The sequence below is a fragment of the Paenarthrobacter sp. TE4293 genome, assembly GCF_050435325.1.
Taxonomy (GTDB): Bacteria; Actinomycetota; Actinomycetes; order Actinomycetales; family Micrococcaceae; genus Arthrobacter; species Arthrobacter nitroguajacolicus_C.
Genome location: NZ_JBNJRY010000005.1, coordinates 181,676 through 194,865, shown reverse-complemented (window position 1 = coordinate 194,865; position 13,190 = coordinate 181,676). Strand labels below are relative to the sequence as shown.

Annotated in this window: 13 protein-coding genes; 7 read left to right on the top strand and 6 right to left on the bottom strand. The window is 65.0% G+C overall.

Annotated elements, in window-relative coordinates; translation table 11 throughout:
* Positions 1-9: 9 nt before the first annotated feature.
* The gene (locus QF015_RS12010; protein WP_429389252.1) at positions 10-1,680 is read right to left on the bottom strand and encodes a sialidase family protein; all 1,671 of its coding nucleotides are present in this window, start codon (positions 1,678-1,680) and stop codon (positions 10-12) included.
* 6 nt (positions 1,681-1,686) lie between these two features.
* On the opposite strand from QF015_RS12010, the gene QF015_RS12005 reads away from it, so the two are divergent.
* A complete protein-coding gene (locus tag QF015_RS12005; protein WP_310210663.1) occupies positions 1,687-1,821 on the top strand; it encodes a hypothetical protein in 135 nt (44 codons plus the stop codon).
* On the opposite strand, the gene QF015_RS12000 is transcribed toward QF015_RS12005, so the two are convergent.
* The 3 genes from QF015_RS12000 to QF015_RS11990 form a co-directional block, all read right to left on the bottom strand.
* Positions 1,818-2,582 (bottom strand): 2-phosphosulfolactate phosphatase, encoded by a 765-nt coding sequence (locus QF015_RS12000; RefSeq protein ID WP_429389250.1) that lies wholly within the window; start codon positions 2,580-2,582, stop codon positions 1,818-1,820. The genes QF015_RS12005 and QF015_RS12000 overlap by 4 nt on opposite strands.
* The gene (locus QF015_RS11995) at positions 2,579-3,448 is read right to left on the bottom strand and encodes a DUF4031 domain-containing protein (RefSeq protein WP_429389248.1); all 870 of its coding nucleotides are present in this window, start codon (positions 3,446-3,448) and stop codon (positions 2,579-2,581) included. Before QF015_RS11995 ends, QF015_RS12000 begins: the two co-directional genes overlap by 4 nt.
* Positions 3,449-3,581: 133 nt before the next feature.
* Complete coding sequence (locus tag QF015_RS11990; protein ID WP_429389246.1) at positions 3,582-4,916, bottom strand: FAD-binding oxidoreductase; 1,335 nt, start codon at positions 4,914-4,916, stop codon at positions 3,582-3,584.
* A 192-nt stretch (positions 4,917-5,108) separates the two neighbouring features.
* Here QF015_RS11990 and QF015_RS11985 point away from each other — a divergent pair, with 192 nt between their 5' ends.
* Genes QF015_RS11985 through QF015_RS11970 form a run of 4 tightly spaced genes read left to right on the top strand, consistent with a single transcriptional unit; the run spans position 5,109 to position 8,211 of the window.
* Entirely contained in the window at positions 5,109-5,519 is a 411-nt protein-coding gene (locus QF015_RS11985) for a TOBE domain-containing protein (RefSeq protein WP_310210655.1), read from the top strand.
* Positions 5,516-6,313 carry a molybdate ABC transporter substrate-binding protein gene (gene modA / locus QF015_RS11980; protein WP_429389244.1) on the top strand — a complete coding sequence of 266 codons (798 nt, stop codon included), beginning with the start codon at positions 5,516-5,518 and terminating at the stop codon, positions 6,311-6,313. Before QF015_RS11985 ends, modA begins: the two co-directional genes overlap by 4 nt.
* A 12-nt stretch (positions 6,314-6,325) precedes the next feature.
* On the top strand, positions 6,326-7,141 hold the full coding sequence (locus QF015_RS11975; RefSeq protein WP_310210650.1) for an ABC transporter permease: 816 nt from the start codon (positions 6,326-6,328) through the stop codon (positions 7,139-7,141).
* Positions 7,138-8,211, top strand: a complete 1,074-nt coding sequence (locus QF015_RS11970; protein WP_429389242.1) for a sulfate/molybdate ABC transporter ATP-binding protein — start codon at positions 7,138-7,140, stop codon at positions 8,209-8,211. Before QF015_RS11975 ends, QF015_RS11970 begins: the two co-directional genes overlap by 4 nt.
* 3 nt (positions 8,212-8,214) lie before the next feature.
* Here the strand turns inward: QF015_RS11970 and QF015_RS11965 are convergent, their stop codons facing one another.
* The gene (locus tag QF015_RS11965) at positions 8,215-8,832 is read right to left on the bottom strand and encodes a pyridoxamine 5'-phosphate oxidase family protein (RefSeq protein WP_310210646.1); all 618 of its coding nucleotides are present in this window, start codon (positions 8,830-8,832) and stop codon (positions 8,215-8,217) included.
* A gap of 149 nt (positions 8,833-8,981) precedes the next feature.
* Between QF015_RS11965 and clpB the strand changes: the two genes are divergently transcribed.
* Positions 8,982-11,645 carry an ATP-dependent chaperone ClpB gene (gene clpB, locus QF015_RS11960; protein ID WP_429389240.1) on the top strand — a complete coding sequence of 888 codons (2,664 nt, stop codon included), beginning with the start codon at positions 8,982-8,984 and terminating at the stop codon, positions 11,643-11,645.
* A gap of 71 nt (positions 11,646-11,716) precedes the next feature.
* Here clpB and QF015_RS11955 read toward each other — a convergent pair whose 3' ends face one another.
* Positions 11,717-12,568 carry a septum formation family protein gene (locus QF015_RS11955; RefSeq protein WP_429389238.1) on the bottom strand — a complete coding sequence of 284 codons (852 nt, stop codon included), beginning with the start codon at positions 12,566-12,568 and terminating at the stop codon, positions 11,717-11,719.
* 242 nt (positions 12,569-12,810) lie between these two features.
* On the opposite strand from QF015_RS11955, the gene QF015_RS11950 reads away from it, so the two are divergent.
* Positions 12,811-13,035 (top strand): DUF3073 domain-containing protein, encoded by a 225-nt coding sequence (locus QF015_RS11950; RefSeq protein WP_024818182.1) that lies wholly within the window; start codon positions 12,811-12,813, stop codon positions 13,033-13,035.
* Positions 13,036-13,190 lie beyond the last annotated feature (155 nt).

The following is a 13,190-nucleotide window of genomic DNA, read 5'->3' as shown; positions in this document are numbered from 1 at the left end:
GCACTCGCGTTAGAAAGCGATAGCTGCCCCGGTGCGCAGGTCGAAACGGAACGCCCGCTCCAAGCGCACCGTTCCGCCGTCGGCTTCTGCTGTGAAGACGAGCTCCAGGGTGCTGCGCTCCAGGTCCGCCTCGGTGACGGTGCACGTGGGCGTGAAATAGAGAGCGTGTTCGCCGGGCCGCAGGTCAACGGGCGGGAACTCACCGGCGTTGTGGTGCGGTCCGAGAAGTACGACGCCGGCAGCCGGCTTAGTGCCTCCGTTGCGGACGCGTCCGGTGAAGGCGAGGATGTCCCCGGCTTTGTAGCCTGGGACGATGGGGCCGTAGTTGAGGTCCTGCGCCTCCCGCGTGCCAAGAACCTGGTCCCCGGCGTAGCCCTGGCCGATTTCCTTCCAGGTCTGCACATCCCATTCGCCGTCGCCGTTGGAGGGGATCACGTGGAAGTCGCCGGCGTTCTGCCACACCGCGGGCCTCCCTGGGGTGATGGACCGGAGTTCCATGTCGAACGCCAAGCCAGTCGGTTCCGGGGCTTCCGAAACTGGGCGCGGAGTAGCGGCTAGCTGCTCCGTTAGCTGCTCGGCGGGGATCGACGCGAACACGATCTCCCGGTACCCCTGCCGTTCATAGAGAACCCCGATGTTCCCGTCAGGGAGCCGCGTGACTGTCGAGTACGCCGAACTACCGCCGCAGAGCAGCAGCTTGGCGGGCCATGTGGCACCGTTGTCGGGGGAGAGGCTCAGGACGGTGTTGCGACGCAGATGCGGGTCGTGGTTATTGCTCGCGAGCAGCCAGGATGAAGTCTCCGGCGTGGCAAAGGCAGCCACGCCGGGCAGACCGTCGAAGCGCGCCAAGGAACCGTTGTCGCTGGGGTCCGGCAACTCTGGAACAGCCTGCAACGGACTCCATGAAAGCCCGCCGTCCTCGGACACAGCGGACAATCGGCACGGCGTTGCCCGTGAATGCAGGAGCAGCCGGCCATCGTCCAGGCACACCACTTTGTTTTCATTGGGCCCGAGCCCGGAGGGACCCGGACCAATCAACCCACCCAAGGCCCACGTTTCGCCGTGGTCGTCGCTAAACGCAGATGCGGCCATGATGGAACCGTCCATCAACACAACGTACTGCTGCACCAACCTGCCCGTAAAAGGCCCGGCGTGCATCTGAATTCCCTGTCCTGCCGCAGCGAAAAGGCCTGTCACTCCGCGCCCCTTGAGCTGCGCGGTAAGTCGGCGGTGCTGCCAGGTGTCGCCGTCGTCGTCTGAGAAGCTGACGTCCGCATGCTGCACGTCGTCATCCGGCTCCAAACCCGCAACGGCCTCGAAGAAGCCCGCGTGCGTCCCGGCGGCATGGAACATGAAGATGCGGCCGGTTTCGGCGTCCACCAGCAGGCTCGGATCACCAAAACCGTGCAGCCCGGAACCTGTGCGGACCAGCTGCTGCGGCTCCCAGGTGACCCCGTTGTCGTAGCTGCGACGCAGGAGTAGATCGATGGGATTGGGAAGGTCGTCCAGGTTTGGGCGGCCGTCGTAGGCGGCCAGCACTGTGCCCCGCGTGCTGATGGCAAGCGCCGGGATGCGGTACTGACGGTATCCACCCATGCCGCGGACGGCCAGGACGTGTTCACTATCGGGAAGGGCCATGAGCATTTCAGGGCGGGCGGCACCCAAGAGGTAGGAGGTCACACCTCTATGCTAGCTCGGACCATCGCCGTGGTGGGCACGCTGCTGGCAGACCTCATCCCGCACTTGGTCGTGCACGCCAAAATCGCTTCCGGCTTCGGCGCGTTTGGTGCGATCGTTCTGCTGAGAGCCAAGCCTGCCTAGGCTGCCTGGAAAGCCCCGTCCCGCAGCAAGGCCACAGTGGAACTGCCGTCCAACTCCGCCGCGATGCTGATGTCCTCCGCGAAACCGGCGTCGAGCAGTTCACGTCCGCTGGAACAGCCCCGAAGAATAGCGGCCAACCGGGGTTCGGCGGCGTCGAAGGCCGCGGCGGCCAACTCGGCTTCTGGAGAAAAGTTTCGACGCCCGGCCGCAGCCAGCCCGGCAATGAACGCACCCGCCCCGAGTTGATCCTCCAACGCCGGCCGCAGGGACCCGTCGGTCCACCTTTCACCTGCAGCGACAACTGCAATCACGGCATCAGCGGGCAACGTGGCGTGGACCCAGTCCGCCGTTGCGGCCGCGTTCCGCAGCGAGACCGCAACCACCTGCCGTGCCGAGGAATCGAGCTCATGGCTGATCGCGGAACCGTTGGGCGAGGGCAGGACCACGCGCTCCAACACCGGTGCAGCACGAAGGCCCGCCGGCGACAAGCTGAGACCCTCGGAGTCCCTCGGTCCAGCCAACAAAGCACCGTGGTGGGCAGCGAACTCACTCGCCGACGCGTCATGCCAGCGGTAGGGAAACACCATCGCCCCGCGGTCCACCGCGACACTGACGCACGTAGTGAACGAGAGAATGTCAACCACCACCGCAAGGTCGGCTCCGGGCACCACCGCACGGGCGCCGTCGAGCCCCCATTCGAACCGTACCGCATACGGAAGCTGCCGCTGGGGCGCGCCAGGTTCGCTCAACGATCCACTCACGCGAGCTCCGCGGCGAGGTTTCGGCGCGCGGTGTCGAGCCACAGCGCCTGGGCGCGTTCGCCGTGGAACAGCGGGTCAAGGCCCAGGAGATGACGCACGACGGCGGCGCGGCCCTTTGCGAAGTCGTCGTCGCTGACGTGGGCGTAGTCTTCGCGGACGGCGGCGAGGTACCGGGCGTAGGACTGCTCGTCGCCGCCAAGAACGGAGAGGTCGGCGTCGCAAAGGAGGGCGCCGGCATGGTCACCTGGCTCGGGAGAGTGGGATGACGTGAGCCGGACCAGCCGCGCGACCTCGGCCACGTCGGCAGGAGCCAGGCCCACGGACGTGAGGCGGTCCTCGGCGAGGCGGGCTGAGTCTTCCTCATCCTGACCGGCGACACCTTCGTATACGGCATCGTGAAACCAGGCCGCCAAGGAGACGGTCCGGGCAGGAAGGGCCGGTTCGGTCAGGGTGTCCAAGGCCTCAAGTACTGCCAGGAGGTGGGTGCGGCTGTGATACTTCCTGCCGTCCTCGCCCCACCGTTCCAGCAGCTCAAGGCCCAGCTCTTCGTGGCCCGGGAAGATGCTGTTCCACCGCTCCATCAAGGGGACCGTCAAGGCTTTGCTCCGTTCGCGCGCGGGAATCCGGAGCCCGCTGGCAATAAGTTTGCGGACCAGGATCCGGGCCTCCACGGGGATGGCGCCGGCCATGACAAGGTCGTCGTAACGGCGTTCGGGGACGTCGTAGTGGTCTCCGTCGAAGGCCCTTTCCGGAACCCCGGCGGCCGCCGCAAAAGCGTGCAACTCGTCCAGCGACGTGTCCGATACGAGATGCGAAAACACGGTCCCGTGCGCTGGCCACAGGGGCGGATCAACGTAGATGGCCATTGCCAAAGTGTAATCCCAAGAGATCCTTCCCAGTTGCCGGCCGTCGGGACGTCTACCGCCGTGCTGCCGCCCCGGAAACCCGGGCTGCACTGCCCGTGCTGTTCACGGCAACTGGGAAGGAGCCTGGGAGAGCTCAGCGCTCGGCCGGCAGGATGTTCTGGTTGCCGCGGAACACGTTGTCCGGATCGAACTCGCCCTTCACCAAGGACAGCCGGCGGTAGTTCTGCTCGCCGTAGGCCGCCATGATCCGGTCCTGGCCTTCATCGCCGATGAAGTTCAGCCACACTCCGCCCGTGGTGTGTGGGGCGATGTCCTGGCGGAACTGCTTGACCCATGCTTTGGCTTCCTGCCCGCCCTCCGGCGTTGCCGACAGGCCGAAGGGGTGGCTGACCCACGAGGCCCCGCGGTGTTGCAAGGGTGTGTTGGCCGCGGCCGGTCCGCCCACGGCTCCACCCCACCGCGCCACCAACTGCTGCGATTGTGGCCCTGGCAAACGCTGTGCCGAATCGACCAGGAGATCCAGCGCATCGTCGGAGAGTTCGTTGTGGTAGTCGGCGCTCCAGTAGTTGTAGTGGTCCGGAGGGTCATCGATCATGCATTGGAAACCGGCGTATTCCATGGGGGCGACCAGGTCCACGGCGGGACCAAGATCGCGGAAGGGCTGCGCGTGTTCCTGGCCCGCCTCGACGTCCCCTGCGTAAAGATATGCCATCCCGACGGCCAGCTTGCCCACCATGTCCTCGGGAACGAACTCTTCCGGCGGAGCGGTGAGATACACCAGGGCTGTTCCAACGGCGTCGGGAGCTTCAAGGGCAATGCCCCGGAAGGCCCGGGACAAGTCCGTGGCGTCCTCACCGGGAAACAACATCAGTCCGGCCATCACGGTGGGGCCGAGGTCGTGCAGCTTGAAGGTCAAGGACGTTGCGACACCGAAGTTCCCACCACCGCCGTGGAGCGCCCAGAACAGCTCCGGGTTCTCGCCGGGTGAAGCGGTGACCCGATCTCCGGACGCGGTGACCAGGTCCACTGAAAGCAGGTTGTCGCATGCGAAACCGTACGATCGCTCCAGCCAGCCGGAGCCTCCACCCAAGGTAAATCCGGAGACGCCAGTGGTGGACGCACGGCCGCCGGTGACGGCCAGGCCGTATTGCTGGGTTGCCCGGTCGAACTCGCCCCAGGTGAGCCCGGCTCCAGCGGTGGCCGTCTTTGCCTCGCGGTCCACGCTGATCGTTTTCATCGGCCTGACATCGATCACCAGTCCGTCGTCATTGGTGGACATGCCTGCCACCGAATGCCCGCCGGAGCGAACCGCGACGTACAGGTTGTGGTTGTGCGCATAAGTGAGAGCTTCCGCAACCTCCCCGGGATCAGCGCACTTGGCGATGACGGCCGGTCGGCGGTCGATCATCGCGTTGAAGAGTTTCCGGGCCTCGTCATAACTGGGGTTGTCCGGACGAATCCATTCCATGGGACGCTCCTTCGCGCCTGAGACTCTCTCCCTAGAACAGGGTACGGCGGCGGGTCCCTGCGGACCATGGGTAGCGCAAAGAAGTACGACGGCGGCCGCGCAGCAAGGCGTCGACGGGAGGGTTGGGTGTCATATTCGGTTTGCGAACAAACAGAAGGAATAAATCCGCATTTACGGATCTACACTGAGATCATGCCGCAAATACGAATTTCCGAAGCCGCCCGCTTCCTGGGTGTCAGCGACGACACCGTGAGGCGGTGGACGGAAAACGGAACACTCACCGCCCAGAAGGACGCGGCCGGACGCCTGGCAGTGGACGGCCTGGAGCTTGCCACGCTTGCCCGCGACCAGTCCCACCTTCCGGATGATCCCGCCCGGATTGGAAGTTCGGCCCGCAACCGATTCGTTGGCCTGGTGACAGGCATCACCACGGACAAGGTCATGGCGCAGGTAGAGCTCCAATGCGGCCCGTTCCGTGTGGTCTCCCTCATGAGCAGCGAAGCTGTCCGGGACCTCGGGTTGGAGCTCGGATCTGTCGCCACCGCCGTGGTCAAAGCCACCACAGTCATTATCGAAACTCCGCAGGGGAAGAGCATCATATGAGCATCATCCGTAAGCCCTTCACCGCAATCCTGGTGGCGGGCGCCCTTGCCGCCGGGATGGCAGGCTGCGCTTCGGGCGCCACGGAACCTGCCGGCAGCAGTGTCACCCCGGGGCAGCCTTCCGGAACGGTCACCGTCTTTGCAGCCGCATCACTCAAGGCGACGTTTACCCAACTGGCCAAGGACTTTGAGGCCAGGAACCCGGGCACCAAGGTGACGTTGAGCTTCGCTGGCTCCTCTGACTTGGCCACGCAGATTACCCAGGGTGCACCAGCCGACGTCTTCGCTTCGGCCGACACCAAGAACATGACAAAACTGGCTGACGCCAAACTGCTGGAAGGTACCGCCACCAACTTTGCCACCAACGTCCTGGAGATCGCCGTCCCTCCCAGCAACCCGGCGTCGATCTCTTCTTTAGCGGACTTGGCCAAGCCCGGTGTCAAGGTGGTCACTTGTGCCAGCCAGGTTCCCTGCGGCGCGGCAACGGACACTGTGGAGAAGGCCGGCGGGGTCATGTTGAGTCCGGTCAGTGAGGAGTCGTCCGTGACGGATGTCCTCGGCAAGGTCACCTCGGGCGAGGCCGATGCCGGCCTGGTCTACGTCACGGATGTGAAGGGAGCCGGCGACAAGGTCAAGGGCATCCCCTTCCCGGAATCTGACAAGGCAGTCAACACCTATCCGATCGCCACGGTTGGCTCCAGCCAGAACAAGGAACTGGCAGCGGCCTTCATCGCCGCCGTTACCAGCGAAGCAGGCAAAAAGGTTCTGGGCGACGCTGGCTTCGGAACGCCGTAGCGCGGCCCCACGATGAGGCGCAACGTTTCCGGCTACCACGGCATCCCTCGGTGGATCTATGCCGTGGCTGTCGTCGGGGGATTGCTGGTGGTTCTTCCCCTGGTGGCGATGGTGGCCAAGGTGAACTGGTCCCAGTTCATCCCGCTCATCACCTCCGAGTCCTCCCTGGCAGCGCTCGGCCTGAGTTTGCGAACCTCGGCGGCCAGTACGGTCCTGTGCATTGTGCTGGGAGTTCCGTTGGCATTGGTGCTGGCCCGCGGCGAGTTCCCCGGGCAGAGGCTCCTCCGCTCCTTTGTCCTCTTGCCGCTGGTGCTGCCGCCCGTCGTCGGGGGTATTGCGCTCTTGTACACGTTCGGGCGGCAGGGCCTCCTCGGCAAGTCGCTGGAGGTGGCGGGGATCCAGATCGCGTTTTCCACCACGGCGGTGGTCCTGGCCCAGACGTTCGTGGCCTTGCCCTTTCTGGTGGTCAGCCTGGAGGGGGCGCTTCGATCGGCCGGAAACAAGTACGAGGCCGTCGCAGCGACACTCGGCGCCCGGCCTACGACGGTCCTCCGGCGAGTCACGCTTCCGCTGGTCTTGCCGGGCCTCGCGTCAGGCGCCGTCCTTTCCTTCGCGCGCAGCCTGGGCGAGTTCGGGGCCACGTTGACGTTCGCGGGAAGCCTTGAGGGAGTGACCCGTACGTTGCCCTTGGAAATCTACCTGCAGAGGGAGACGGACGCCGATGCCGCCGTCGCGTTGTCCTTGGTGCTGGTTGCCGTAGCCATTGCCGTGGTCGGGCTCAGCTACGGCAGACGGCAGGGCAGTAAGCCCGTGGAGGTCCAGCCGTGAGCTTTGCCGTGCATGCCACCCTGCGTGCCAGAAACTTCGACATGTCCCTCGGCCTCCGCGACGGCGAGACGGTGGCCATCCTTGGTCCCAACGGGGCCGGAAAGTCGACGCTGCTGGGCGTCATCGCCGGGCTGCTGCGGCCGGATTCCGGCGCGGCGACGTTGGGCGGCCGGGAACTCTTCAGGCTCGACGGCGGCGCTCACTTCTGGAGCGCGCCGCACCTGCGTGGCACTGCCCTCTTGGCCCAGGAGGCGCTGCTGTTTCCCCACCTGGACGCCATGGACAACGTGGCGTTCGGGCCGCGCAGCGCCGGCGCTTCGAAGGGTTCCGCGCGGGAAACTGCGCGCCACTGGCTGGCCGAAGTGGACGCCCTCCCTTTGGCTGACAGGAAACCTGCCCAGTTGTCGGGTGGCCAGGCTCAACGCGTGGCGGTGGCACGCGCTCTGGCAGCCGAGCCCGAGCTCCTGTTGCTTGATGAACCCATGGCCGCGCTGGATATCCACGCTGCCCCCTTGCTCCGCCGGGTGCTCAAGCGGGTTCTGGACGGCCGCAAAGCCATCATCGTCACGCACGATGTCCTGGACGCCTACATGCTGGCGGACCGCGTCATCGTCGTGGAGCGGGGTCGCATCACAGAGGAAGGCCCCACCCGGCAGGTCCTTGAACGGCCCAGAAGCCACTTTGCCGCCGGGCTGGCGGGCCTGAACCTCGTCACCGGAACCCTCGCCGGGGAAGGAATCACGACGCCGGATGGCCGGGTTTTCGCCGGCCAGCACGATCCCGGCTGGTCACCCTTGCCCGGCCAGGCAGGCGTGGCCGCGTTCCCGCCGTCGAGCGTTTCCGTCTTTTTGGGCGACGTGCACGGAAGTCCGCGCAACTCCTTTCCGGTGACCATCACCGACCTTGAACCGCACGGCGACCAGATCCGGGTCCGTGCAAGCCCGGGGCGATCCGCGGAGGTCCTTTCGGCCGACATCACTCCTGCGGCCTCAGCCGACCTTGGACTGGTACCAGGCATGGAAGTGCGGTTTGTGGTCAAGTCCGCACTGGTGTCGGTGTACCCGGCCTGACGCTTAGTCCCTATACATGCGCTCGGCGTACGAGGGTCCGTAGTAGGACTCGAGCTCTTCCAACGGCGTCTCGGGCTGGGTGTAGGTCTTCGAGAGCACCGCGATGCTCGGCAGGCCGTCCGGATCCCAGGTCTCGGGCTGCCAGAGTCCGCTGCGCATGAACGCCTTGCCGCAGTGCGTGAATACTTCCTGGACAGAGACCACGACGGCGGCACGCGGCCTGTGTCCCTTGACCACCATCTGCTCGAAGAAGCCGGCGTCCCGGACTATGTGCGCCGTCCCATTGATCCGCAGGGTGTCCGTGCGGCCCGGGACGAGGGACAGGATGCCCACGTTGGGGTTTTCCAGGATGTTGTGGAAGCCGAACGCGAGCTTGTTGCCGGGTCGTTCGGGAATGGCGATGGTGTGGTCGTCCAAGACCTGGATGAAACCGGCGGGATCGCCCTTGGGGGAGGCGTCCACGCGACCCAGCGCGTCAGTTGTTGAGATGACGCAGAAGGGGCTTGCCGCCAGCCACTGGCGGTCGAAATCGCTGAGCGAAGCGCGCACCTTCTTTCGCACGCGATCAAGGGGCAGTCCGATGAGTTCTTCGAGTTCTTCCGCGGTTGAAATGGTGTCCATGGCCCCAGCCTAGCTGCGTGCCTGCCCGCGGGCTCTGGACACTGGTTTCGCCGTGGGCAAACATGGAACACAATGGGCCAAAAATCAAAGTTGAGCGTAGTAGACTCAACTTTGAAAGTATTGGTTCCACTCCAGAAAGGGAGCACTCTTTGGACGTCAAATTCACCACCAAAAGCCAGGAGGCCCTTTCTGCGGCCGCCATGAATGCCTCGACTGCCGGTAACCCGCAGCTTGAGCCCGCGCACCTGTTGAAGGCCCTGATGGACCAGCGGGAGGGCGTTGCCGTAGCACTGCTGCGTGCCACCGGTGCCGATCCTGACGCTGTGAGCGTACAGGCCAGCGCGGCCATCAAAGCGTTGCCGTCATCTTCGGGCAGTTCGGTCCAGCAGGCACAGCTGTCGCGCCAATCGATGCAGGCCATCCAGGCCGCCCAGAATGAGGCCGACAAACTCGGCGACTCCTTCGTCTCCACCGAACATCTGCTGCTGGGCCTCTCGGCCGGAAGCGACGCCGTCGGAAAGCTGATGCGCGACGCCGGGGCCTCCCATGAAGCGCTGCTCGCCGCGTTGCCGGGCGTCCGGGGCGACAGGAACGTCAATTCGCCGGACCCGGAAAACACGTTCCAGGCACTGGAGAAGTTCGGCACGGACCTCACGGCCGTAGCGCGCTCCGGCAAGCTGGACCCCGTCATCGGCCGTGACAGCGAGATCCGCCGCGTCGTTCAGGTCCTGAGCCGCCGCACCAAGAACAACCCCGTGCTGATCGGTGAACCCGGCGTTGGCAAGACCGCCGTCGTCGAAGGCCTTGCTCAGCGTATGGTGGCCGGCGACGTTCCGGAAAGCCTGCGCGGCAAGACGCTGATCGCCTTGGACCTCGCGTCCATGGTTGCCGGCGCGAAGTACCGCGGTGAGTTCGAAGAACGCCTGAAGGCCGTGCTGGAGGAAATCAAGAACTCCAACGGCCAGATCGTCACGTTCATCGACGAAATCCACACGGTGGTCGGTGCCGGCGCCACGGGCGAGAGCGCCATGGATGCGGGCAATATGCTCAAGCCCATGCTGGCCCGCGGTGAACTGCGCCTGATTGGCGCCACCACGCTGGACGAATACCGCGAAAACATCGAGAAGGACCCTGCCCTGGAACGCCGCTTCCAGCAGGTCTACGTTGGCGAGCCCAGCGTGGAGGACACCATCGGTATCCTCCGTGGCCTGAAGGAACGCTACGAGGCACACCACAAGGTTGCCATCGCCGACTCTGCCTTGGTGGCCGCCGCTACGCTGTCCAACCGCTACATCTCCGGCCGGCAACTTCCTGACAAGGCCATCGACCTCGTGGACGAGGCCGCGTCCCGGCTCCGAATGGAGATCGATTCCGCGCCGGAAGAGATCGACCAGCTCCGCCGCGCCGTCGACCGTTTGACCATGGAAGAACTGGCCCTGCAAGGTGAGACGGATCCGGCGTCAGTGGAGCGGCTGGCTGCGATCCGCGCGGACAAGGCCGATAAGAACGAGGAGCTCAGCGCGTTGAATGCGCGCTGGGAAGCCGAGAAAGCCGGCCTCAACCGGGTCGGTGACCTCAAAGCGAAGATTGACGAACTGCGTTCGGCCGCGGATAAGTCCCAGCGCGAAGGCGACCTCGAATCGGCGTCGCGGATCCTCTACGGAGAACTGCCCGCCCTTGAACGGGAGCTGAGCGCCGCCGCTGAGGAAGAGTCCGCCCGGAGCGATGCCAAGCCCGAGCTGATGGTCGCGGAGGACGTGACTGCTGATGATATTGCCGAGGTCATTTCCGCGTGGACGGGGATCCCTGCAGGCCGCATGCTCCAGGGTGAATCGCAGAAGCTGCTGCACATGGAAGAGGAGCTTGGGAAGCGACTGATCGGGCAGACGAAGGCCGTCCAGGCTGTGTCCGATGCCGTGCGTCGTGCCCGTGCCGGCATCAGCGATCCCAACCGTCCCACGGGGTCGTTCCTGTTCCTTGGTCCCACCGGCGTCGGTAAGACAGAGCTGGCCAAGGCGTTGGCGGACTTCCTCTTTGACGACGAACGCGCCATGATCCGGATCGACATGTCCGAGTACAGCGAGAAGCACTCGGTGGCCCGTCTGGTGGGTGCCCCTCCGGGATACGTCGGCTATGAAGAAGGTGGCCAGCTCACCGAGGCTGTCCGCCGCAGGCCCTACTCCGTGGTGCTGCTGGACGAAGTGGAAAAGGCCCACCCCGAGGTCTTCGACATCCTCCTGCAGGTCCTCGACGACGGACGCCTCACTGACGGTCAAGGCCGCACCGTGGACTTCCGCAACACCATCCTGGTGCTGACGTCCAACTCCGGCAGCCAGTTCCTGGTAGACCCCACCATGGATGCCAAGGCAAAGCGGGACGCGGTCATGGCGGTGGTGCAGGCCTCGTTCAAACCCGAGTTCCTGAACCGTTTGGACGAGATCGTGCTCTTCGATCCGCTGTCCGTAGAGGAACTTGCCCGGATCGTGGAGCTGCACGTGGCCGAGCTTGCCAACAGGCTCCGGGACCGCCGCCTGAGCCTTGAGGTTTCCGACGGAGCGCGTGCGTGGCTGGCCATGTCCGGCTTCGATCCCGCGTACGGCGCCCGGCCTTTGCGGAGGCTGGTCCAGCGTGAGATCGGCGACCGCCTGGCGAAGGAGATCCTTGCCGGCGAAATCAGCGACGGCGACACCGTGGTGGTGGACACCGCGGCTGACCTCGACGAACTCACCGTTGAGGGCTTTGAAGCGCTGACGGGTCCCGACGGCGGCGCCCCCGCAGGCACGGGTCTCACGGTCCGCAGGAAGCAGGGATAGCTGCCGCCACAGCACTCCGGACGTACTCCCGCCTGAAGATTGGCCCGTTGGCTGCACGTGCAGCCAGCGGGTTACTTCTGGAGGAGGTCTTCCTTGATGGTGTTGCCTGAGTCCACCACGATGAAGCAATCGACGCGTCGGTCGCCCCTGTCCCAACTGGTGGTGCTCGGGTAGACGTTCTGCTGCAGCAGGACGTAATTGTCCGCTGCCGGGGTGAGCTTTGCCACAGCGGCCTTGCAGACCTCGCGGCCCTTGTCCCGCAGGGCGTTGGTTCCGGGGAAGGAATCGTCGCCGGGGTACACATGCACTCCCACCAGTTGGGCAGAGTGCTCGGTGTCGCAGGCTACCGCCCGCGCCTCGCTGGCGTTGGGGTCGAAGTCGGCGAAGCAGTCGCCGACTTGGAAATCCTTGGAATTGGCGTCCCGGGGGAGTGGGCCGGGGGTAGCCGTGGCGCTCGGCGTGGTGACAGTGGCTTCAGGGCGGGTTCCCAGCAGGTTCAGAAGTACCCAAATCACCACACCAATGAGCACCAGCACGCCCACCACGATTCCGCCGATGACCAGGCGTTGCCGCTTGACCGGGTCGCCGTCCTGCTCAGGCGGCACCTCCTGCCCGGGATATGGCTGCTGGCCAGCATAGGGCCGCTGTCCCGGATAGGGCTGCTGGCCTACATACGGCTGCTGGCCGGGATAGGCGCTGGGGTACGAAGGTGCCTGACCGTCGGTGGGCGGCAAGGCAGGATCGGGTTGGGCGGCAGGGTCCGGTACGAAATCAGGGTCGAGTTCGGGCGCAGGATCCGGTTGAAGGCCCGAAGGGGACACCTCCGGGGCTGCAGGCGGCGGGGTTTTGGGCGCAGGAGGCACCCCATTCCCGTCATGATCGCGTGGAGAGTCCTCGCGTGGTGGAGTGTTGTCCTGGCTCATTTCCTGGGTGTGCCTTCCTGCTGTGACGCCGCATTGAGGCAGACTCTACCCAATTTTTGGGCCCCGGGGAGGTGTTTGGCCGTGGTTTCGGCCGGAGCCGGTCCGGACGCGGGGCTGTGGTGGCGCGCAGGCACCCCTGAAAGCATGTAATCTAGACATACGACAAATTGACCAAACATTCCGGGGCCTCACCGATAGCCAAGGTGACCACCTCCGGTCCAAGTACAAAAGGGGGTCACGCCATGGGGCGCGGCCGTCAAAAGGCAAAAGCTACCAAGCAGGCTCGGGATATTAAGTACTACTCCCCGAACACTGACTATTCGGCACTTGAGCGGGAGCTCACGGGTCCGTCCAGTCGTGTCAAGAGCCACTTCCCGGAAGATCCCCCGGAGCCGGACTATTCGGCCTACGAGGACAAGTACGCGGAAGACGACGACGACGAGGTTGACACCCGCCGGATCGGATAGCTGTCGCAACCAACAGGTGCCGTAGGCGCTGAGTTGCGGACCGCCGTCGTACTTCAAGGTCATCGCGCATTTTCGGATGCCGTATATCTTTTGAAAAGGGCCCTCAGGGCACGCCATTCATTGGCGTACCCTGAGGGCCCTTTTGTGCGTAGTGT

What these genes read in the sequence shown, in the direction of transcription:
- QF015_RS11975 (WP_310210650.1), top strand. Translation starts at nt 6,326, where the DNA reads ATGAGGCGCAACGTTTCCGGCTACCACGGCATCCCTCGGTGGATCTAT.
- QF015_RS11955 (WP_429389238.1), bottom strand. Translation starts at nt 12,568, where the DNA reads ATGAGCCAGGACAACACTCCACCACGCGAGGACTCTCCACGCGATCAT.
- QF015_RS11950 (WP_024818182.1), top strand. Translation starts at nt 12,811, where the DNA reads ATGGGGCGCGGCCGTCAAAAGGCAAAAGCTACCAAGCAGGCTCGGGAT.
- QF015_RS11990 (WP_429389246.1), bottom strand. Translation starts at nt 4,916, where the DNA reads ATGGAATGGATTCGTCCGGACAACCCCAGTTATGACGAGGCCCGGAAA.
- QF015_RS11995 (WP_429389248.1), bottom strand. Translation starts at nt 3,448, where the DNA reads ATGGCCATCTACGTTGATCCGCCCCTGTGGCCAGCGCACGGGACCGTG.
- modA (WP_429389244.1), top strand. Translation starts at nt 5,516, where the DNA reads ATGAGCATCATCCGTAAGCCCTTCACCGCAATCCTGGTGGCGGGCGCC.
- QF015_RS12005 (WP_310210663.1), top strand. Translation starts at nt 1,687, where the DNA reads ATGCTAGCTCGGACCATCGCCGTGGTGGGCACGCTGCTGGCAGACCTC.
- QF015_RS11985 (WP_310210655.1), top strand. Translation starts at nt 5,109, where the DNA reads ATGCCGCAAATACGAATTTCCGAAGCCGCCCGCTTCCTGGGTGTCAGC.
- QF015_RS11965 (WP_310210646.1), bottom strand. Translation starts at nt 8,832, where the DNA reads ATGGACACCATTTCAACCGCGGAAGAACTCGAAGAACTCATCGGACTG.